20 protein-coding genes are annotated in these 20,496 nt (G+C 63.2%); 10 read left to right on the top strand and 10 right to left on the bottom strand.

The genetic code is table 11. The features are described 5' to 3' along the window. Positions 1-57: 57 nt before the first annotated feature. Both ACSSVQ_RS09970 and ACSSVQ_RS09965 read right to left on the bottom strand, forming a co-directional pair. A complete protein-coding gene (locus ACSSVQ_RS09970) occupies positions 58-1,311 on the bottom strand; it encodes a cytochrome P450 (protein WP_454182733.1) in 1,254 nt (417 codons plus the stop codon). Positions 1,312-1,398: 87 nt separating this feature from the next. Then, positions 1,399-2,040 carry an HAD-IA family hydrolase gene (locus ACSSVQ_RS09965; RefSeq protein ID WP_454182731.1) on the bottom strand — a complete coding sequence of 214 codons (642 nt, stop codon included), beginning with the start codon at positions 2,038-2,040 and terminating at the stop codon, positions 1,399-1,401. Between the two features lie 119 nt (positions 2,041-2,159). Here ACSSVQ_RS09965 and ACSSVQ_RS09960 point away from each other — a divergent pair, with 119 nt between their 5' ends. Both ACSSVQ_RS09960 and ACSSVQ_RS09955 read left to right on the top strand, forming a co-directional pair. Continuing rightward, positions 2,160-2,759 carry a TetR/AcrR family transcriptional regulator gene (locus ACSSVQ_RS09960; RefSeq protein ID WP_454182729.1) on the top strand — a complete coding sequence of 200 codons (600 nt, stop codon included), beginning with the start codon at positions 2,160-2,162 and terminating at the stop codon, positions 2,757-2,759. A gap of 11 nt (positions 2,760-2,770) precedes the next feature. Then, entirely contained in the window at positions 2,771-3,865 is a 1,095-nt protein-coding gene (locus tag ACSSVQ_RS09955; RefSeq protein ID WP_454182727.1) for an SDR family oxidoreductase, read from the top strand. Positions 3,866-3,921: 56 nt separating this feature from the next. Here ACSSVQ_RS09955 and ACSSVQ_RS09950 read toward each other — a convergent pair whose 3' ends face one another. The 4 genes from ACSSVQ_RS09950 to bioB all read right to left on the bottom strand — a co-directional run bounded on the left by ACSSVQ_RS09950 (position 3,922) and on the right by bioB (position 8,262). Continuing rightward, positions 3,922-4,959 (bottom strand): SPOR domain-containing protein, encoded by a 1,038-nt coding sequence (locus tag ACSSVQ_RS09950; RefSeq protein ID WP_454182725.1) that lies wholly within the window; start codon positions 4,957-4,959, stop codon positions 3,922-3,924. A gap of 1 nt (position 4,960) precedes the next feature. Next, complete coding sequence (locus ACSSVQ_RS09945) at positions 4,961-5,644, bottom strand: AAA family ATPase (protein WP_454182723.1); 684 nt, start codon at positions 5,642-5,644, stop codon at positions 4,961-4,963. A gap of 263 nt (positions 5,645-5,907) precedes the next feature. Beyond that, on the bottom strand, positions 5,908-7,209 hold the full coding sequence (locus ACSSVQ_RS09940; protein ID WP_454182721.1) for an adenosylmethionine--8-amino-7-oxononanoate transaminase: 1,302 nt from the start codon (positions 7,207-7,209) through the stop codon (positions 5,908-5,910). Between the two features lie 9 nt (positions 7,210-7,218). Further along, the gene (gene bioB / locus ACSSVQ_RS09935) at positions 7,219-8,262 is read right to left on the bottom strand and encodes a biotin synthase BioB (protein ID WP_454182719.1); all 1,044 of its coding nucleotides are present in this window, start codon (positions 8,260-8,262) and stop codon (positions 7,219-7,221) included. Positions 8,263-8,436: 174 nt separating this feature from the next. Between bioB and bioF the strand changes: the two genes are divergently transcribed. After that, positions 8,437-9,612 (top strand): 8-amino-7-oxononanoate synthase, encoded by a 1,176-nt coding sequence (gene bioF, locus ACSSVQ_RS09930; RefSeq protein ID WP_454182717.1) that lies wholly within the window; start codon positions 8,437-8,439, stop codon positions 9,610-9,612. A gap of 11 nt (positions 9,613-9,623) precedes the next feature. After that, positions 9,624-10,292 carry a dethiobiotin synthase gene (gene bioD, locus ACSSVQ_RS09925; RefSeq protein ID WP_454182715.1) on the top strand — a complete coding sequence of 223 codons (669 nt, stop codon included), beginning with the start codon at positions 9,624-9,626 and terminating at the stop codon, positions 10,290-10,292. Positions 10,293-10,389: 97 nt separating this feature from the next. Here bioD and ACSSVQ_RS09920 read toward each other — a convergent pair whose 3' ends face one another. Genes ACSSVQ_RS09920 through ACSSVQ_RS09910 form a run of 3 tightly spaced genes read right to left on the bottom strand, consistent with a single transcriptional unit; the run spans position 10,390 to position 12,708 of the window. Next, positions 10,390-10,575 carry a PLD nuclease N-terminal domain-containing protein gene (locus tag ACSSVQ_RS09920; RefSeq protein WP_454182713.1) on the bottom strand — a complete coding sequence of 62 codons (186 nt, stop codon included), beginning with the start codon at positions 10,573-10,575 and terminating at the stop codon, positions 10,390-10,392. Positions 10,576-10,633: 58 nt separating this feature from the next. Further along, positions 10,634-11,164 carry a methylated-DNA--[protein]-cysteine S-methyltransferase gene (locus tag ACSSVQ_RS09915; RefSeq protein WP_454182711.1) on the bottom strand — a complete coding sequence of 177 codons (531 nt, stop codon included), beginning with the start codon at positions 11,162-11,164 and terminating at the stop codon, positions 10,634-10,636. Then, on the bottom strand, positions 11,161-12,708 hold the full coding sequence (locus ACSSVQ_RS09910; protein ID WP_454182709.1) for an AlkA N-terminal domain-containing protein: 1,548 nt from the start codon (positions 12,706-12,708) through the stop codon (positions 11,161-11,163). Before ACSSVQ_RS09910 ends, ACSSVQ_RS09915 begins: the two co-directional genes overlap by 4 nt. 213 nt (positions 12,709-12,921) lie before the next feature. On the opposite strand from ACSSVQ_RS09910, the gene ACSSVQ_RS09905 reads away from it, so the two are divergent. From ACSSVQ_RS09905 to ACSSVQ_RS09890, 4 genes are all read left to right on the top strand, one after another. After that, entirely contained in the window at positions 12,922-14,235 is a 1,314-nt protein-coding gene (locus ACSSVQ_RS09905; protein WP_454182707.1) for a spinster family MFS transporter, read from the top strand. Positions 14,236-14,387: 152 nt separating this feature from the next. Then, on the top strand, positions 14,388-14,798 hold the full coding sequence (locus ACSSVQ_RS09900; RefSeq protein ID WP_454182705.1) for a group III truncated hemoglobin: 411 nt from the start codon (positions 14,388-14,390) through the stop codon (positions 14,796-14,798). Between the two features lie 74 nt (positions 14,799-14,872). Continuing rightward, entirely contained in the window at positions 14,873-15,874 is a 1,002-nt protein-coding gene (locus ACSSVQ_RS09895; protein ID WP_454184679.1) for a zinc-dependent alcohol dehydrogenase family protein, read from the top strand. A 79-nt stretch (positions 15,875-15,953) separates the two neighbouring features. Further along, the gene (locus ACSSVQ_RS09890; RefSeq protein WP_454182703.1) at positions 15,954-16,922 is read left to right on the top strand and encodes a PstS family phosphate ABC transporter substrate-binding protein; all 969 of its coding nucleotides are present in this window, start codon (positions 15,954-15,956) and stop codon (positions 16,920-16,922) included. A gap of 209 nt (positions 16,923-17,131) precedes the next feature. On the opposite strand, the gene ACSSVQ_RS09885 is transcribed toward ACSSVQ_RS09890, so the two are convergent. Then, a complete protein-coding gene (locus tag ACSSVQ_RS09885) occupies positions 17,132-18,508 on the bottom strand; it encodes an OprO/OprP family phosphate-selective porin (protein ID WP_454182702.1) in 1,377 nt (458 codons plus the stop codon). A gap of 537 nt (positions 18,509-19,045) precedes the next feature. Between ACSSVQ_RS09885 and ACSSVQ_RS09880 the strand changes: the two genes are divergently transcribed. Both ACSSVQ_RS09880 and trhA read left to right on the top strand, forming a co-directional pair. Next, positions 19,046-19,786, top strand: coding sequence for a Crp/Fnr family transcriptional regulator (locus tag ACSSVQ_RS09880; RefSeq protein ID WP_454182700.1), 741 nt, complete (start codon positions 19,046-19,048; stop codon positions 19,784-19,786). A gap of 41 nt (positions 19,787-19,827) precedes the next feature. Next, on the top strand, positions 19,828-20,493 hold the full coding sequence (trhA, locus tag ACSSVQ_RS09875; protein ID WP_454182699.1) for a PAQR family membrane homeostasis protein TrhA: 666 nt from the start codon (positions 19,828-19,830) through the stop codon (positions 20,491-20,493). Positions 20,494-20,496 lie beyond the last annotated feature (3 nt).

Below are 20,496 nucleotides of genomic sequence, written 5' to 3'. Positions count from 1 at the left end.
GCGCGGAGAGAAATCTTTCCGCGCCCTTTTCTTTGTACCTGGATGGCCTCCCGGCGGTCAGGCGGCAGGCGTGAAGCGCACCGGCATTTCCTTGATCCCGGAAATGAAGTTGGACCGCAGCCGCCGTACCGGCCCGTCGACCTCGATATCGGGGAAACGCGTCAGCAGCTCCTCGAACAGCACCTTGAGCTGCAATTCCGCAAGCCGCGAGCCGAGGCAGAAATGCTGCCCCGCCCCGAAGCCGAGCTGGGTTGGCGCATCGCCCCTCGCATAGCGCGCGACGTCGAACGTGTAGGGATCCTTCCACTTCGTCTCGTCGCGATTGGCGGAGCAGTACCACATCACGACCTTGTCCCCGGCCTTGATCTCTTTGTCGCCGAGTTCGACATCCTGTGTCGCTGTCCGCCGCATATGCAGGACCGGGCTGACCCAGCGCACGATTTCCTGAACCGCGCTCGGAATGAGCGAGGGATCGTCGAGGAGCTTTTGGCGTTCCTCGGGAAACTGCGAAAGCGCCTGCAGCCCGCCGGAAATCGAATTGCGCGTGGTTTCGTTGCCCGCCACCACCAAAAGGATGAAGGTGCCGATATAGGTGGGGAAGGTCATGGCCTCGCCATCGACCTTCGAATGCGCGAGCATGGAAATGAGGTCTTCGCCGGGGTTTTTGAGGCGTTCTTCCCAAAGGCCCGCGGCATAGCCGGCCATCTCCCCCACGCATTGGCGCATATACTCATCGGAGACGCGCAGCTCCGGGTCGTCCTCGCCGACGGTCGTATTGGACCATTCGAAAAGTTTGGGCCCGTCGCTTGGCGGGACGCCGAACAGTTCCGCCAGCACCTCGATGGGAAGCGCCGCAGCCACGGATGAGACGAATTCCGTCTGGCCTGTCGCGGGCATCTGGTCGAGAAGGCGCGTCACGCGGGCGCGGATACGCTCTTCCATATTGGAGATGCGCCGCGGCACGAAGCCCGGTGTGACCATGCGCCGATAGGCATTATGCGTCGGCGGGTCCATCGAGATCATGCTGGCGTCGGTATCGTTCTCGTCGATTTCGTTTTCATTGAAGATCCGGTGTCCGCCCATATCCTTGGCGGATGAAAAGATCTTCGGGTTCTTCGAAATCGTTTCGATATCGTCATAGCGGGTGACGGCCCAGAAGCCCGAGCTGTCGGCTTCCGGGTTCCAGTAGACCGGCTCTTCCGCCCGCAAGGCGCGAAAGATGTCGTGAAAATCATCCGTCAGATAGAGGTCGGGGTTCTTGAGGTCGGGTTTGCCGTCGAGATCGACGGCCTCCGCTTGAGGTCGCAGCATGATGGGTCTCCTCCCAGTGACCTTTTCTTTTAGGAGAAGACTAGGCCTGCGGGGGCCTGCCGCTCAAGAACAGCCTGCCGGGCCGCGTTATCGCAGCGAGAACCCTACGGCAGCTTCGAGTTCTTCCAGTGCCTGTTCGGCATTGAGCACCTTGATGGTGGTCATCCCGAGGGCGCGGGCCGGTTTCAGGTTGATGCCGAGATCGTCCAGATAGACGGATTTCGCAGGATCGACGCCGAGAGCCTCGCAGGCCATCTCATAGATGCGCGGGTCGGGCTTACGAATGCCGACCTTCGAGCTTTCGATCACATGATCGAAAAGCGACATGACCTCCGCCACGGCGGCGGCCTTTTCATGCGAGCGCGCCATGCCGGCGCCTTCGCCGGCCGAGACGTTATTGGTGATGCAGCCGACTTTCGCGCGCTCTTTGCAGCGCGTGAGGGCGGTCACCATTTCGGGGCGAATATCGCCCGAGAGCAGCGAAACGACGTCGCGGCCCGTCACGTCATGCCCCCTGGCCTGTGCTTCTTCGAGGAAGAGTTTGTCGAACTCGTCGAGCGAAATTTCATTCCGTTCGAACAGGGCCCAGGCATTGGTGTCGGGGTTGGTCGCATTGATGGAACGGATGAAATCGGCGGGCAAGCCCCGCTCGCGCTCATAGCGATTGAAGGCTTCGAACGGGCTGGAGGTCAGCACGCCGCCGAAATCCCAGATAACAGCTTCGATCATGTGATGTCCGGATGAAAAGGCGAATGTCGGTGGCCGGACACTACACGGTTGCACCCCGTCCTGCCACGGGGCGGAATAAAATGACTTGAAAAATATGATGATCGGTCTACATATTATTCATGAGCAAAAACCATGAAAACCCATCGCCCCGGCATGCCAAGGGAGAAGACACCCGCAAGAAGCTGGTAGAGGCTGCACTGGGGTCGTTTCAGGCCCAGGGATATCGCGGCACGGGCCTCTCCCAATTGCTGAACGAAAGCGGATTCCCGCGCGGCTCTCTCTATTTCCACTTTCCCGACGGCAAGGAGCAACTGGGCGTTGCCGCCATGCAGCTCGCCAGGGGGGAGATCGGCGCAGGGATCGATACCGCATTCGAGGTGGCGAAAAATCCGACCGAAGCGCTCAGGCTCATCGCCGACGGCTTCGCGGCGGAACTTGAGACATCGGGCTTTGCCCGCGGTTGCCCGGTGACGACGGTCGCGCTGGAAGCAGGGGACGACACGCCCGGTTTGAGAGACGCCTGCGCGCAGACATATGACGACTGGATCGAGCGCCTGACTGCGCATTTGAAGGCTGCCGGCATGGGGGCCGCCCGGGCTGGGCGCCTTGCCACATTCGCACTATCCGCCATTGAGGGAGCGTTGATTCTTGCGCGCTCCCGTCGTTCCACCGCGCCGCTCTACGAGGCGGTCGACGAGCTTTCGCTATTACTTAAATAAGGGAGGATGTCGTGAGCAAAACGATCTTCATGACAGGTGTGTCCGGCCTGATCGGCCGTTGGACGGCGGTGCGCCTGACGGCGGACGGTCACAAGGTCATTGCGCTTTTGAGGAATGGGGAAGCCCGTGCGCCAATGCTGTCCTCCTGGGTAGCAGGACATGGGGGAGACCCGGAAAGACTGGAGTTCGTGGAAGGGGATCTCGCCGAGGACGATCTCGGCCTCTCCCTGCAAGACCGCCAGCGCCTCATGCAAGCCAATGCGATCTATCATCTCGGCGCTCGCATGGATTGGGGGGTAGATGTTGAAGCCTTCCACCGCGTGAATGTGCGGGCAACGGAACATCTGCTCGCTATGTCGCGTGAAATGCCCGGCTTTGAGCGCTTCGTGCATATTTCTGGTTACCTCATCACGGCGGCGGCCTTCTGGCGGCAGATCGGCTTCGATCGGGAGAAGCTCGTCACGGATAAACGTGCGGCGCGCAAGGCATTTGCAGCCATGACGAAACACGCCACCACCTATGAAATTTCCAAGATCGAGGCCGATATCCTGGTACGCCGTGCGCGCCGCGATGGCGTTCCGACCGTTATCGTGAACCCCTCCACCGTGATCGGCGCGTCCGGCACGGGGGAAGCGCACCAGATGTTCGGCCTTGAAGGGTTGATCGACGGCGTTGGGGCCGGAACTCTTCCCGCGGTGCCGGGAAAGCCCGGCGACTGGCTGCCTCTTGTGCCGGTGGACTATCTCGCGGCACTTTTGGCGCGCGGGCCGTGGCTCGATTGGGCGGCGGGTACTGATTTCACCGTGCTGCACAATGGGTCGCCGGACCTGAAACGCCTGATCGGGATCATTGCCGAGGAGTTGGGGCGCAAGGCACCCTCGAACTACGTGCCGGTCTGGGTTTTGAGGCCTCTTCTCAAGGCCGGGCTGGAGCGCCGAAGCGGTCTGCCGGCCAAGGCGCTAGCCTTCATCAATGACTATCGTTTCGACACCAGCGCGGCGGAAAGAGCTGCCGTCGAAACCGGCCTCGTACTTCCGGACATTGAAGACGCGTTGTGCCTCAGCATCCGCCATGTGATGAACCGGCGATCTGCGGAAGCGGCATAAAGAAGATATGAAAACGGGGCCCGAAGGCCCCGTTACATCTCTTGCTGAAGCTGGTCTCAGCGCTGGCGGACCAGGCAATCCTGCCCGGCGCCTTTGAGCGCGCCGCAGGCCTTGCTTGCTGCGGCCTTGGTGTCGAACCCGGCGGCGCGGACGCGGTAGAACGTGCCCTTGTCGCCCAGATCGGCTTTCTGGATGTCGACCCCATGGCCGCCAAGGATCGTCGCATGCTTGCCGGAAATCTTCTTCCAGGCGGTCTTCGCATCCGCTTCGCTGCGGGAGGCCAGAAGCTGGACAACCCAATTGCCGCTGGTGGCGAGCGCGGGCGCAGCCTGAGCTGCCTTGGCAGGCGCTTCGGCCTGTTTTGCCGGCGCAGGCTTTGCGAGTTCGAGAGCCGGGGCCGGCGTTTCCGCCTTGGCGGCCGGTTTCGGCGCTGCGGGCGTTTCGGGCGCCGCGGCGGCCAACGCCGGGTCGAGGGCCGGGCTGCTCGTTGTCTCTTCCGGCGCCGAACTGCGCAGCGGCGCGACCTCGATATCAGCCGAACTTTTGGCAGCAGGTGCCGCCGGCGTTTCGGGCGTCGCATCGGCGACGGAAGGCACGGTCTCAACCGCCACAGCGGGTTCATTGGCCTCGGTGGCGGCCTCGGATGCAGCCTGCTGGGAGCCGGAAGCCGTGTCGGTTTCCTGCGGCAGCACAGGCGCGGTCCCGCGGTCGCCGCCATTGAACATCAGCGCGAGCAAGACACCGCCCAAAAGTGCGACGCCGATAAAGGCTCCGGCGATAAGCTTCGTCCGGCTGCCGGTCTCCTTGTCTTCCGGGGTATAGATGATCTCCGGCTCGGGCGGGCTTGGCCGCGCGCCGTCATCCTCATTGGTCATCTCGTCCGAGCCCCTGCTTTCCTCCGGTTCTTCCGGGGACAGCGTAGAGGAAACCTGGCCCCTGACGCCAATGCCTTCCAGATGAGGCTGACGTCCGGGCAGGATTGAAATATCCGCGCCTTGAGGCCCCTCGTCATTGACGGGCTTCAGGTCGGAGGGTCGTGCTTCTCCCTTGCGGGCCAGCAGTTCGCCGGTCAGAGAAGCGGGCTTCTTTGCCATCTCAGGCAGCTCCCCTCAATGCATCGCTAAAGGCCGACGCGGCGGATTTGAGAGGCGATGTCTCTCTGCCGGCCAGCCGGTCTGCGAGGAAGGTCCAGAGCCCGGCGATTTCGTCGGGGGATTTGGTATTGGAGCCGATCTCTCGCACGGTTCGACCATCAATCATAGAAGAAGCGAAATCGATTCGCTGGTGGATAATCGACGGGGCAACGGCGCCATGCTGGGAAAGCGCGATCACCGCCTCGGTGGTGATGCGGGCCCTCGGGCTTGCGCCATTGAGCGTGAAGGCGAGCGGTTTGCCCAGTTCTTCGCAGATCTGGACGGTGGCGCCCGCGGCGCGCAGGTCGTGAGGGCTCGGCCGGGTCGGGATCACGACGAGGTCGGCCTGCTCGATCACATGATGAATGGTCGTGGTGATGGCCGGCGGCGTGTCGATGACGACAAGCTCGATCCCGCCAAGCCGCAGCTTTTCCAGGTCGGAGGCAAGGCCTTCGCTGGAGGGGCTGACGAAGAAGGGGCGTTCCGCTTCACGGGCATTCCACCATTGCGACAGGCTGCCTTGCGGATCGGTGTCGATAAGGGCAACCGGCCCTGCTCCCTGATACTCGGCTTCAACGGCAATGTGACCGGCAAGCGTGGTCTTGCCCGATCCGCCTTTCTGCGACGCAAACGCAATGACATGCATGGGTGTGGTCCTGTCCCCTCGATCCCGCGGCCCTCTGAAGAAGGGGCCGGCAGGAAAAAATCAAAGCCCGCCTTGCGAGAGCGCCAGTCTCGGCGCTCGGCAACGCGCACAACCCGGATCTGTCCGTAATTTTGTGAAGGCGCGAATCGGCCTCTGATTCGAGCGTAATGTGTGTCTCGAATTGGCTCAATATCTGGCGTGTAAAAACACGCCTTCCACTACAAAAAGTATGTCCGGGTAGATTTAGTTGTAGGAATTCAACATCAAGCCGGTGCGAATTCCGCACAGACTTTGAGCATTGCGCTCGTCAGTTGGGCGAGATCGTCTTCGCCGATGGTGAAGGGCGGGGTGGTGTAGACGATGTTGCGGAAGGGGCGGATCCAGACGCCTTCCTCGACGAAATGCCGTTTCATGGCATCCGGCTCGGCGATGGACTCAAGTTCAATGACGCCGATGGCGCCCAGCACGCGGACATCGACCACACCGGGGATATCCCGGGCCGGCTCGAGCCCGGATTTGAGCTGCGCCTCGATGGCGGCGACCTGATCGAGCCGGGGCTCAGTCTCGAAGAGGTCGAGCGAGGCGTTGGCCGCCGCGCAGGCCAGCGCATTGCCGGTATAGGTGGGGCCGTGCATGAGCGCTTTTCCCGCCTCGTCGCCCAGAAAAGCCTCGAAAACCGGGGCCCGTGCGATGGTCGCGGCGAGCGGCAGCGTGCCGCCGGTGAGCGCCTTGGAGAGGGTCATGATGTCGGGCGTTATCCCCGCCGCCTCGCAGGCGAACATCGTGCCGGTGCGCCCGAAGCCGGTGAAGATCTCATCGACCAGCAAGAGAATGCCATGCTTGTCGGCAAGATTGCGCAGGCGTTTGAGCGTGATTGGGGCATGAATGAGCATGCCGCCCGCCCCCTGCACCAGAGGCTCGGTGACGATGCCCGCGATCTCCGACTTATGCTCGGCGAGGAAAGCATCGAGCGCGGCGGCCTTATCCTCATCCGTGGGTAACTCGCAGATGAACTGCTCGGCGATCGCACCCTTGAAGAGGGAGTGCATCCCCTCTTCCGGATCGCAGACCGACATGGTGGCGAGCGTGTCGCCGTGATAGCCGCCCTTGAAACTGACGAAGCGCGTGCGGCCCGGCTGCCCGGAATTGATCCAGTACTGGACCGCGATCTTCATCCCGATCTCGACCGAGACGGAACCGGATTCGGAAAAGAAGACATGGGCGAGGTCGCCCGGCAGCTTGTCGGCAAGGCGCGAGGCGAGCCGGCAGGCCTGCTCATGCGCGAGCCCGCCCAGCATGACATGCGGCATCTTTTCGAGCTGCGCGGTCACGGCCTCGCGGATATGGGGGTGGTTGTAGCCATGCGCGGCGGTCCACCAGGAGGAGACGCCGTCGATAAGCTTGCGGCCATCGTCGAGCGTGAGGCGCACGCCGTCGGTCTTCACCACGGGCAGCGCCATGGGCGTGGTCTGCATCTGGGTATAGGGCAGCCACAAATGCGGCGCGCCCCGCGTGAGCCAGTCCGGCGGGTTGTTGATGAGCGGATTGGCGGGCGGAACGCTCAAGACGCTACGTTACTTCTCGGCCGGGCAGCTATGCGCGGGCATGGGCTCGATACCGAGCTTGCCCATGAGCTTGGCATCATGCGCATCGCCCGGGTTCTTCGCCGTCAGCAGCTTGTCGCCGGTGAAGATGGAGTTCGCGCCCGCCAGGAAGCAGAGCGTCTGCGTCTCGTCGCTCATATGCTCGCGGCCCGCCGCGATGCGGACCATGCTCTGCGGCATCATGATGCGCGCGACCGCGATGGTGCGCACGAAATCGAGCGGGTCGATCTGGCCTTCGCCTTCGAGCGGCGTGCCTTCCATCGGGATCAGCATGTTGATCGGCACGGACTGCGGATGCTCTTCGAGGTTCGCCAGCGCCATCAGCATGCCGGCGCGGTCGGACTGCTCTTCGCCCATGCCGACAATGCCGCCCGAGCAGACATTGATGCCTGCCTGGCGCACGCGCTCCAGCGTATCCAGCCGGTCCTGAAAGGTCCGGGTACTGATGATCTTGTCGTAATATTCTTCCGACGTATCGATATTGTGGTTGTAGTAGTCGAGACCGGCCTGGGCGAGACGGTGCACCTGCTGACCCGACAGCATGCCGAGCGTCATGCAGGTTTCCATGCCCATTTCCTTCACGCCCTGCACGATGGCGCAGATCGTGTCCATGTCGCGATCCTTGGGCTCGCGCCAGGCCGCGCCCATGCAATAGCGAGAGGACCCGGCTTCCTTCGCCTTGCGGGCCTCTGCGAGCACCTTTTCGACTTCCATCAGCTTGGAGGCCTTGAGGCCGGTGTCGAATTTCGCGCTCTGGGCGCAATAGCCGCAATCCTCGGGGCAACCGCCGGTCTTGATCGACAGCAGCGTCGACATCTGCACCTGGTTCGGGTTGAACCAGCGGCGATGGGCGATCTGCGCCTCGAAGACGAGATCGTTGAAGGGCAGGGCGAAAAGCGCCTCGACTTCCTCGCGCGTCCAGTCATGACGCAGCGTCCCCGGGTCGGTCCGGGCGGTGGAAGGGGCCGGGTTTCCGGCTTTGGTTTCGGCGTCGAATTCGCTTTGAAGGCTCATGGGCGGGCCATCTTTCCTGAATGAAACGGTCGGAATTTCGCCGAGCATAGGCAGCTTGGCCCGCAATGCAAGAACCTGCTGAAAGCGTGGGGTTTTTGGCCTTTGTGTTGACAGATCGGGGCCGGCCCATAATGGTGCCGGGCGGCAGGGCGAGGGGCCCTCGGGAGACCCGGTTTGGCGAAAGAAAATTCACTCGACGCCTTTGTAAAAGGCAAGCTCGACGCGCTGGAAAAGCGCGCGCTGCGCCGCGTGCTGGTCGAGACGGCGCGTGGGCCCGCGGCAGCGGCGGAGCGGGGCGGTAGAAAACTCGTCTCCTTTTGCTGCAACGACTATCTGAACCTTTCCCAGTCGGCGCGTGTGAAAGAGGCCGCGAAGGCCGCCATCGATGCCTATGGCGCAGGTTCGGGCGCATCGCGCCATATCACCGGCAATCATCCTCTTTATACGGAACTCGAAACGCGGCTGGCCCGGTTGAAGGAAACCGAGGATTGCGTGGTGTTCGGGTCCGGCTATCTGGCCAATATGGGCATCGTCTCCGCGCTGGTGGGCCCGGGCGATCTGGTGCTGGCCGACGAGCTTTCCCATAACTGCCTGATGATGGGCGCGCGTCTCTCTTATGCCGAGACGCATATTTTCCGCCACAACGATCTCGAACATCTCGCCGAATTGCTGGAGGCGCATCGCGGAAATGCGCGTCACTGCATGATCCTGACCGATGGCGTTTTCTCCATGGATGGAGATCTCGCGCCTGTGCGTGAGATGGGCGAACTGGCACGCAAACACGATGCCTGGCTGATGACGGACGATGCGCATGGCATCGGCGTGGTGGCCGACGGCAAGGGATCGAGTTTCATCGGCGGGACGAAAGCCGATGTGCCGCTGCAAATGGGCACTCTGTCGAAAGCGGTGGGCGGCTATGGCGGCTATCTCTGCGCGAGCCGCGCGGTCTGCGATTTCATCCGTACCCGCGCCCGCACGCTCATCTATACGACCGGCCTGCCGCCCACGTCGGTCGCCGCCGCGATTGCCTCCATCGACATCATCGAAAGCGACAAGGAACTGACGCGGCGTCCGGTGGAAAAGGCGAAGCGCTTCACGCGCGCGCTGAACCTGCCAGATCCCGAAAGCCCTATCGTGCCGGTGCTGCTGGGCGATGCGGGAACGACGCTCGATGCGTCGAAAATGCTGGAGGCGGAAGGCTTCCTCGTGACCGGCATTCGCCCGCCCACCGTGCCGGAGGGCACGGCGCGGCTGCGCATCACCTTTACGGCGGAACATGAAGACGCCGATATCGACCGCCTTGCCGCCATCATCCGGGAACGGATCATGCCCAAGAAGGCGGCGGAATAAGAGCAGAGAACATGACCGTCATCTTCGTCACTTCTTCCGGCACCGAAATCGGCAAGACCTATGTGAGCGCCTTGCTGACACGTCAGCTTCGCGAGAAGGGCGTGGCCGTGCGGGCGATCAAGCCTGTGGTGAGCGGTCTTGACGAAACGACCTTCCCGGAAAGCGACCCGGCCGCGCTGCTGGCCGCGATGGGCGAGGATGTCGTCTATGAAAACGCAGCAAGCGTTTCGCATTGGCGCTTCAAGGCCGCGCTCTCGCCCGACATGGCGGCGCGCCGCGAGGGCGCGACGATCTCATTCGACGAACTGGTCGACCATTGCGTCGCGGCGGCGGGAAAAGACGATCCGCTGCTGATCGAAGGCGTGGGGGGCGTTGCCGTGCCGCTCGACGATACGCATACCGTGCTCGACTGGATGCAGGCGGTGGAGAAGCATGTCTTCATCTCGCCGCTTCTCGTCGTCGGTTCCTATCTCGGCACGATTTCGCACACGCTGACGGCGCTCGAAAGTCTGCGCGCCCGCAAGCTCGACCCGCGCGCCATCGTGGTGAGCGAGACGCCGGGCAGCGAAGTGAATTTCGACGAGACGGTGGAAACGATTGCGCGTTTTGCCGAGGCGACGCCGGTCATTGCGCTGCCGCGCGGCGGCGAGGCGGATCTCGCAGCGCTCTATCCTCTTTGAAAAGCAGACGAGCGCATGCTCGTCATTATCATGCCCGGACCAGGTCCGGGCATGACAACGGTGTGGTGCTGTCTCTGTTCGTCAGCCGCCAGTCTTGTCAGCCTTTGGGACCGAAAAGGAACCAGAGGATAAGGCCGAGAATGGGAAGGACGATGACGAGCACGATCCAGATCGCCTTCCAGAGCGGTTCTGCCCCGCTCTGCGCGATCTTGACGATCGCATAGATGTCCAGCACCAGAATGATGATGCCGATAATACCGCTATATTCCATACCCAAATGCATCTCCCTGCTCCAATCCCCCCGGTGTTTCGTGAGCGATGGTCGGTAAAGTCTAGCGGAATCAGAGTGGCAGTAACATCTCTCCGTTCAAGGATTTTTTTGCGCCTTCATGGACGAGCAGCCATTGTTTCGTCTCGATACCCCCGCCAAAGCCGGTGAGTTTGCCATTGGCGCCGATGACGCGATGGCACGGCACGATGACGGGAACCGGGTTCTGCCCGTTGGCAAGTCCCACGGCGCGTACCGCTTTGGGATTGCCGATCTGTCTGGCGATGTCGCCATAGCTGCGCGTTTCGCCAAAGGGGATGGTGAGTAGCGCCGACCAGACGCTGCGCTGGAAATCCGTGCCCTGCATGTCGAGCGCGACGCCGGAAAATTCTTTCCGTTTGCCGGTGAAATATTCTGCAAGCGCAGTGCGGGTCGCGGCGAGATGCTTTTGCGCCCCGGCGCTGCCTTGCTTTTCCGGCCAGGCGGCCTGCTTATTGGGAAACAGCAGCACGCACAAGCCGCGATCCGTGGAGGCGGCGCGCAACTCGCCAATCGGCGTGTCGATGACGGTCGTGGCGAGAGAAGGGTCTTCGGGGAGTTTCATGCCGCATCCTCCTTCTGGAAGGGGTCGGGAATTTGCCAGAGCGCCATGGCGGCATATCCGCGCCAGGGCCGCCAATGCGCCGCGCGCGCCTGCATGGCCGTGTCGCCGATCAGGGTGCCGTTTCCGGCGATCTTGCGCAATACGAGGTCGCCCGCCGGAAAGGCGTCCGGTTCGCCGAGCGCGCGCAGGGCGATGTACTGCGCAGTCCAGTCGCCGATGCCGGGGAGCTCCTTCAGCCGGGCGATGGTTTCTTCCGGGCCGGTGCCTGCCGCGCCGTCGCCCGAAAGATCGATCCGCCCGTCGGCATGGGCGGCGGAAAGCGCCGCGATGGTTTTCATCCGCGCGCCGGTGAGCCCGAGGCCGGAAAGATCGCCCGCTGCCAGCGTGGCGGGGGCGGGAAAAAGAAGCGTGACGGGACCGTCCGCCCCCTCAAGCGTTTCGCCATGCGTGGCGGCGAGCCGCCCGGCGAGCGTGGTGGCGCCCTTCACCGAGACCTGCTGGCCGAGGATGGCCCGGATGGCGAGTTCATAGCCGTCGAACGCGCCGGGGATGCGCAGGCCCGGCGCAGCAGCAAGACGCGGCCCGGTGAGCTCGTCGCCTGCCAGCGCCCGGCCGATGGCGTCGGGATCGGCATCGAGGTCGAAAAGACGCTTGAGCCGCGCCACGACCATGCGCAGAGGCAGCGTGCCGCGATGCATCTGGATGCGTATGACAAGGGCATGCCGCGAGGGGTCGTCCCTCGCTTCGATGAGGCCCGCCGCCTCGCCGAGGCGGAAACTGCGCAGATAGGTTGTCTCGCTCACTGCCTCCACGCCCGGTATGGCGCGGACCGCGAGATAGCCAAGCATGCGCTGAAAATCATAGGGCGCGCGATAGCCAAGCCGGAGCGTGATGCCGCCCTCTTCATGACGTCCGGGTCCATGGCGTCCGGGCGCATGGTCCGAGTGCTTGTTCGATTTGCGCAAGGCGCCGGGCGCGCTGCCATAGGCTTTGCGGATCGCATCGTTGAAGCGCCGGAGGCTTCGATATCCGGCCGCATGGGCGATCTCGGCGATGGGAAGCTGCGTTTCGGTGAGGAGCTGTTTCGCGGTCAGCAGACGCCGGTTCGCCGCGACGGCCTGAGGCGTGGCGCCGAGCTGCGTCACGAAGAGACGCCGCAAATGCCGCCCGCCCAAGCCGAGCCTTGCGGCGAATGTCTCGACGTCCTCGCGGTCGAGAGCGCCGGCCTCGATGAGGCGCAGCGCCCGGGTGACGGTGGCCTGCGTGCCTGTCCAGGCGGGTGCGCCGGGCGCGGCTTCCGGGCGACAACGCAGGCAGGAGCGAAACCCCGCCGCTTCCGCCGCCGCCGCGCTCGGGACGAAAACGCATTGCTTTCGCCCCGGCGTCGGCGCGGGACAGACGGGACGGCAATAGATGCCGGTGGAGCGCACACAGGTAAAGAAGCGCCCGTCGAAACGGGCATCGCGCGCCGCGACCGCGCGGTAGCAAAGCTCGTCGTCGGGCAAGCTCGTCGTCTCGCCATTCATGTGCGCCTGTTCTTCCATGCCCCCAATCTAGCGCGAACGGCTTTTCCCGGCTCGCCAAATCCGGACATGGTCGCTCCTGCTGCGCAAGGCACCGAAACGCCGGTGAAACGCGGGAGGTGACGCCAGCGTCACGATGGACGGCGGCATCTTGCCGAAACGGGAGGCGCTGTTAGGCTCGTTCCAACAGGGAATTGCCCGGTCCACGGGCTGGAGGAACTTCGGGAGGAAAATATGGAAGCTCGGCCGAGCGCGGACAGCGCGACCGAGGCGCAGGGGTTTACGCCCCAGTACCGGACTTACGTTCTCGTCATTCTGACCATGGTCTACACGGTCAATTATGTAGACCGGCAGATCCTTTCCATTCTGCTGCAACCGATCAAGGACGAGCTGCTGCTCACCGATACGCAGCTCGGCTTCATCTCAGGCATCGCCTTCGCGATCTTCTACGCGACGCTCGGCATTCCGATCGCGATGCTGGCCGACCGCTGGAACCGGCGGAACGTCATCACCATTGCGCTGACGCTTTTCTCCGGCTTTACGGCGGCCTGCGCGGGCGTCACGAGTTTCTTTCAGCTCGCGGCGATGCGTGTCGGCGTGGCGGTGGGCGAGGCGGGATCGAGCCCGCCCTCGCACTCCATGATCTCGGACATGTATCCGCCGGAAAAACGCGGCGCGGCGCTGGGCGTTTTCTCGCTCGGCGTGAATTTCGGCATATTGATCGGGTTCCTGATCGGCGGCTGGGTATCGCAATGGTTCGGCTGGCGCGCGGCCTTTCTGGTGGTCGGCATTCCCGGCCTGCTGATGGCCTTTCTGGTTCGGTTTACCGTGCGCGAGCCCATTCGCGGGCATTCCGAAGCGATGGTCGATAGCGGCAATGCGCCGGGCGTCTTCGAGGTGTTCCGCTTCCTTTGGGGACAGCGGTCCTTCCGCCATATCGCTTTCGGCTCGGCGCTGGCGGCGTTTGTCGGCTATGGCGCGGTGGTCTGGCTGCCGGCTTTCCTGGCGCGTTCCTTCGAGCTCAATCAGGGCGTGATCGGCACCTCGCTCGCGCTCATCATCGGTATCTCGGGCGGGCTCGGCACCTATATGGGCGGCTGGCTGGGCGACCGGTACGGCAAGAAGGACATTCGCTGGAACCTCTGGATCATTGCGATCATCTGGTTCTCCGTCGCGCCGTTCAATGTGGCGCTCTATCTCTCGGGCGATCCGGTCTGGGCGCTGGGGCTCTTCATCGTGCCGGCCTTTGCGGGCGCGGCCTATCTGGCGCCGATCCTGTCCATGACGCAGTCGCTGGTGACGCTGCGCATGCGCTCGGTCGCCTCGGCGATCCTCTTGTTCATCCTGAACATTATCGGGCTGGGCCTCGGACCGCAGACGGTCGGTTTCCTGAGCGATGCGCTGCATCCCGAATTCGGCGAAGAGTCGCTGCGCTATGCGCTGCTCATCACCTCTTTCGTGGGGCTGTGGGGAGCGCTGCACTTCGTGCTCGGCGCCCGCACGCTGAAAGAGGATATCGAACGGGCCCGGGTCTACGGCCAGGTCTGACAATTCGGCATGACGAAGGGCGGGTGCCTCGCGTGCCCGCCCTTTTTGCTGTCCGGAACGGCGGGATGACCGGCTGCGGGACTTTGTCGCCTTGCAAGAGCGCGGGGGCCGCCTCTATCTACCCCCAAGGCACACCGGCATGAGGAGCGGACATGACGCAGGGCGACAAGATGGCGACCAGCGAAGCCGAGATCGAAACACTGGTCCGCACCTTTTACGGGCGCATCCGCGAGGACGAGATGCTGGGCCCGGTGTTCGCACGCGCGATCGGCGAGGATTGGGAACCGCATCTCCTGAAGATGATGGATTTCTGGTCCTCGGTCATGCTCACCACGGGCCGCTATCATGGCCGTCCCATGCCCGCGCATATGCGGCTGAAGGACGTGACGCCCGCTCATTTCGACCGCTGGCTGACACTGTTCGGGCAGACGGTGGATGAAGTCTGCGCCGCCGAGGCCGCGCCCGCCTTCAAGGAACGCGCGCACCGTATCGCGGGCAGCCTGCAGCTCGGCATGTTCTTCAATCCCGCGACGGCGGAAGGCCGGGCCCGCGCGGCCGACTGACCTCTCCCGGAAACTCCCTTTTCGTGGGATTATCGCGTGGAAAGGAGGGCGCAATGACCGATCTGCCCCAAACCATGCGTGCCATGGTGATGGATGCGCCGAACGCGCCACTGCGTCTTATCGAGCTGCCCGTGCCACGTCCCGGGCCGGGCGAGGTGCTGGTGAAGATCGCGGCCTGCGGCGTCTGCCGGACCGACCTGCATGTAGTGGACGGCGAACTTACCGAGCCGAAGCTGCCGCTCATTCCCGGCCATGAAATCGTCGGCCATGTCGCCGCGACGGGAGAGGGCGTGACGGGGTTCGAAGAAGGAAAACTCGTCGGCATTCCCTGGCTCGGCTGGACCTGCGGCGACTGCCGCTATTGCCGCAAGGGGCAGGAGAACCTCTGCGAGAGGGCGCTCTTCACCGGCTATACGCGCGACGGCGGTTATGCGGAATATACCGTCGCCGATGCGCGCTACTGCTTCCCGCTGTCGGGAACGCCCGATCCGGCGGAAGCCGCGCCGCTTCTTTGTGCCGGGCTCATCGGTTACCGCTCGCTGCGCATGGCGCGCCCGACCATCGAGGGCAAAGGAGACATCCTCGGCATTTACGGTTTCGGGGCCGCGGCGCATATCGTGGCGCAGGTTGCAAAAGCGGAAGGCTGGCGGCTCTTTGCTTTCGTGAAGCCGGGCGACGAGGCCGCCATCGCATTCGCCAGATCGCTGGGCGCGGAATGGGCGGGCGGATCGGACGAGACGCCGCCGGAACTGCTCGATGCGGCGATCATCTATGCACCGGCGGGCCCGCTCGTGCCCGCCGCGCTGAAGGCGACCGCGCCGGGCGGCCGCGTTGTCTGTGCCGGGATTCACATGTCGGAGATCCCGGCCTTTTCCTACGACATTCTGTGGCGGGAGCGATCCATCCATTCGGTTGCGAACCTCACCCGGGCCGATGGCGAGGAATTCCTGAAGCTCGCGCCGCAAGTGCCGGTGACGACGACGGTCGAGCGTATGAAGCTCGAAGAGGCGAATGAAGCGCTGGCGCGGCTTCGCGAGGGCCGGCTGACCGGCGCCGCCGTGCTGACGATGGATTGAGGCTTATCTTCATCCCGCAGTCATACGGACTGTCGTAGGATGGCCGCATCTGTTTTTTGCCTGAGAGACTGCCGGTCCCATGAGACGATGCCCCGCCGCCCGCCTGACTGCGCTCCTGCTTGCCGGAACGGTGCTCGTGTCGAGTTTCCCCGCCTCGGCGACCATCATCGACGACCGCTACAAGCCCTATCGCGCGGTGTCCGATGTGACGGGCGATCTGCGCATAGAAGGCTCGCCCGCGCTTCGCAAATATGTGCTGCTCTGGTCGGAAGCGCTGATGGCGACCTATAAGGGCGTCAGGGCGGCAAGCCGCTTCGACGGCGACGCCCCCGCGGCCGCCGCGCTGGCCGATGGCGATATTGATATCGCGGCCATGTCGCGCGAAATGACTTCGGCGGAAGAAGGCAGGTTCCGGGACGCGCATGGCTATGCGCCGACGGAAGTGCGTGTCGGCGTGGATGTGCTGACCGTCTTCGTCAATAAGGACAATCCGCTCGACTGCCTGCCCATATCGAAGCTCCGCGAGGCGTTCAGCGCACCGACGGTGACATGGGGCGATCTCGGCGCGACGGGGAACTGGGAGGCAAAGCCGGTTGTGCGGCTCGGCTACCGGCCGGGATCGAGCGAGGCCGGTTTCTTCGCCGCCAAGGTGATGGACGGCACGCCCTTCTCGACGGGTGTGAAAACCTTCGACAAGTCGTCGGAAGTGGTCGACCGGATCGGAAAGGACGAAGGCGCTATCGGCTATGCGCCGGTCGGCTACCGGACGGGCCGCGAGAAATCGCTGCGGCTGTCGACCGATGGCGGCAAATGCATTCTCGCCAACCAGATGAACGCCTATCGCCGGGACTTCCCGATCACGCGCTTTCTCTACATGTATGTGGACAAGGCGCCCGATGCCCCGCTGTCCGCGCCGGTCAAAGAGTTCTTCACCTACGCCTTTTCGCTGGACGGGCAGAAGGACGCCGCGCTCGCAGGCTATTATCCGCTGCCTTACGTCTATTCGGGCCAGGAAATCGAACAGCTCGGCCTGAAACGGCTGGACTGATTCTTTCGCGTTTGCCCCACGTCATTGCGAGGAGGGCGCGCGACGAAGCAAGCCATGCAGTCGTCCTTCACCGCGCCCTATGGATTGCTTCGGCCCTAAGGGCTTCGCAATGACGGATTTCACCTGCTGTTTCCTGCCTTCTTCAAACATAAAAATGCCCCGGCGGTTTCCCGCCGGGGCATCGTCTGACTTATCCTGCGAGGATTAGATCAGAACTTGAACTGCGTACGCAGGCCGACCTGGTCGAAATCGGCCGACGCGCCCGGAACCTTCACTTCGACCGTGTTGTAGTCGAGCATGAAGCGGACATTGTTGTTCGGATACCAGTTCAGACCGAAGGTCCAGATGTTCTGGTCGCCGCCCAGGATGCCGTTGTCGTTGAGATCGGCTTCCGAGTAACGGGCCGCAACTTCCCAGGCACCTGCGCCACCGCCCATGGTGAACGGATCGGCCGGCTTCACGCCCTTGAAGCGCGCCTTCTTCATGTCATAGACGTAGTCTTCGCCCGTGATCACCCAGGACGCCGACACGTACCAGGAGTTGAAGTTGTAGTCCGGGTTGGCGCCATCGCGGTTCACGTCGAACATGTAGTATTCGGCCTGAGCGCGGACCGGGCCGTAGGCGAACGCCAGTTCCGGGCCATAAGCGGCGATGTTGTCGACATTGGTGATGGTGCCGGTATCGATCGAGCGGAAGCTGCCGCCGTCGATGCGCATTTCCGGACGCTCGCGGAAGCGGTACGAGGAGTTCTTCGTATCGAAGTTGTACGTACCCGACGCGCCGAGGTGAACCACGGAGGCTTCATCCGGATGGAAGGCGACCGCAACACGACCAACCACGTTCTGGGTGGTGTAGTCCTGGTTGGAGCCCTTGGAGTCCATCGTGTAGTAGGCGCCGGCATAGAAGTTGTCGCCGTGACCGGTGATACCGAAAGCCATACGGCCGTCAGACGCGCCGATGCCCGTCATCAGGTTGTTGGCGTTCGCACGTTCCATGAAGGTGATGTCGTTCGAAGACACCGTGTCGTCCAGCGTCAGGATCGGCTGGATGGCACCCCAGACGATGTCGACATTCTTGATGCCCTTGTAGTGCAGCGCGGCTTCGTAGATCGAGCCGGACGGGTTGCCGCCGGAATCCGCGAAGTTGAAGAACAGGTCGTAGCCCCAGTCCTTCGCGAACTTGCCCTTCACGCCGAGGATGAGACGGCGGAACGTCGCGTTGCCCTGACCGGCGTCGGCGCCGAGGCCGAAGCCCGTACGTTCGGCGTCGGACAGACCGCTATAGGTGCCCACGTCGAGGTGGAAACGACCGGAAATGGTCATGGTGTAGGCGCCGTCGGCCGTCGAGAAGGTCGGCGCGCCGTTTTTCATGCTGACGATCACGTCGCTCTTGCGCGACTGAAGGTCCTTGATCTGGTTGCCGTAGTTGATCGCGAGGTCATCGACCTTCTGCTGCAGATCGTTGATCTGCTGCTTCAGGGCATCGACATCGCCACAGCAATCCTTCGAACCGGCCTGGGCCGGGACGGCGAGGAATGCAGCGGCACCGAGAGCGGTGCCCGCAAGCAGGATATTGCGCAACGTCATGAGACGTCTCCGTGTTTAATGGGTCATTCTGATCAGGATTGCGAGCAGCGGTCCTACCGCCAACGCCCCCCATGACCGTCGCTAATAAGGGCGCTCTGTGACGGTTCCTTTGGGGTTTTGTGACGGGTGAATGACAGGGCGAGGGTGTGGCATTCCCGCATGTCCCGCGTGCCGCTTCTCCCCCGCCGGGGCGGCGGTTCCCTGCCGGAAATTCTCGTTTTGCGCGGAAAGGGCGGGGGTTCGGAGGGTGCGGCGGAAATGCAACTATTGTGAGTGTTTGTGAAAACCGCCCCGCCGTTCCGGGTGCAGGAGCGATTTTTACGCGTGGCGTGGGCGTCGGAATCGCAGGGCGTGACGGCTATGTGGCGCGCCTGGTTTCGCGGACGGAAGCAGACATCCTTGAAGTCCGGGGAAAACGTGTAAATTCTGGGGGCGGCGGTATATCTCCCGCAGACGAATCGCGCCGGCCCGATCGGGCGTGCGGCATCGAAGGAAAAATTCGGCTGATACTTCAGGCCGGGAATGAAGAAGAAAAAATTGACGTCACCGCCTCCCCGAAACTGCCAGTCCTGTCCGGTTCGCCAGCAGGCGCTCTTCATGCCGCTCAACCAGGCGGAACTGGAGGCCATCCAGTCCGTGAGAACGGGTACCCGCCATGTCCGGGCGGGAGAGGCTATCTTCGATCACGAGACCAACGGCGAAGAAAGCATGACGCTGTTCTCCGGATGGGCCATGCGCCAGCGGGCGCTGGAAAGCGGCAAAGTACAGATCACCTCGTTTCTGATGGCGGGGAGCTTCATCGACGCCGATTTCGAGCTGGCCAATGGCGACGGCTACTCCATCGAGGCGATTACGGATGTCGAATTGTGCATCTTCTCCACCGCGGATCTGAAGAAGCGGTTCGGCGAGAACGCCGTTCTCGCGCGCGCCCTGGCGACGCTGGCGCAATCGGAAGAGGCCTTGCTGTTCGAGCATATGACCGATATCGGCCGCCGCAGCGCCATGGAACGCCTCGCCCATTTCCTGCTCGAAACCTATACGCGGCAGAAAATGCTGGGCATGGCGGGTAATGACTATTGCCCCTTTCCGCTTCGCCAGCGCCATCTCGCCGATGCGATGGGGCTTTCCTTCGAGCATGTGAACCGCATGCTGAAAGAGCTGAAAGACAAGGGGTGGGCCGGCATCGCGGACGGCCGCCTCTACATCATGGACTTTTCAAGCCTGAGCCGATATTGCGATTTCGACGACAGCTATCTGAGGCCCCGGCCGATCTTTTGACCGCCCGAGGGAAGGGATTGAGGGAAGGGATTGCGCAAAGCATGAGCGCCGCCGAAAAACCTCCCGTCAGAACGCCCGCCCGCGCGGAGCTTCGCGCGGATGCCGTCATCCATGTGCTGGGCGTGGGTGCGAGCGTGGCAGGCGGCGTCTGGCTGATCGCCTATACGGCGGAGCAAGGCAGCACGACGCTGGTGACGGGGGTCGTCATCTATGCGCTGTCGCTCTGCGCCGCGCTTACCTTTTCCGCGCTCTACAACACGATCTCGCATGGGGGAGCGAAGGAGATTTTGCGCCGCTTCGACCATTCCGCGATCTTCCTGCTCATCGCGGGCACCTATTCGCCCTTCATGCTGGCCGATATCGGCGATCCCTGGGTCGCCACGGTTTACGCGCTGCTGCTGACGGCGGCAGTGACGGGCATCGCCATCAAATTCGCCATGCCGCGCCGCTTCGATCGGCTGGCGATCCTGCTCTATCTCGCCATGGGCTGGAGCGGGGCCTTCATTCTGGGGCCGCTGTCGGATGTGATGAACGCGCAAGTGCTGACGCTCATCGCGATCGGCGGCGCGCTCTATTCGATCGGCGTTATCTTCCATGTCTGGGAGAGGTTGCCCTTCCAGAATGCGATCTGGCACGCCTTCGTACTCGCCGCCGCCGTCTGCCATTTCGGCGCGGTGACCGCCTTTGCGGAGGGGCAGCTCCTTTAACGC

The sequence above is a fragment of the Parvibaculum sp. MBR-TMA-1.3b-4.2 genome, from assembly GCF_053628815.1.
Note: the sequence above shows the minus strand (reverse complement) of the source record. Positions and strands in the feature narration are given on the sequence as shown.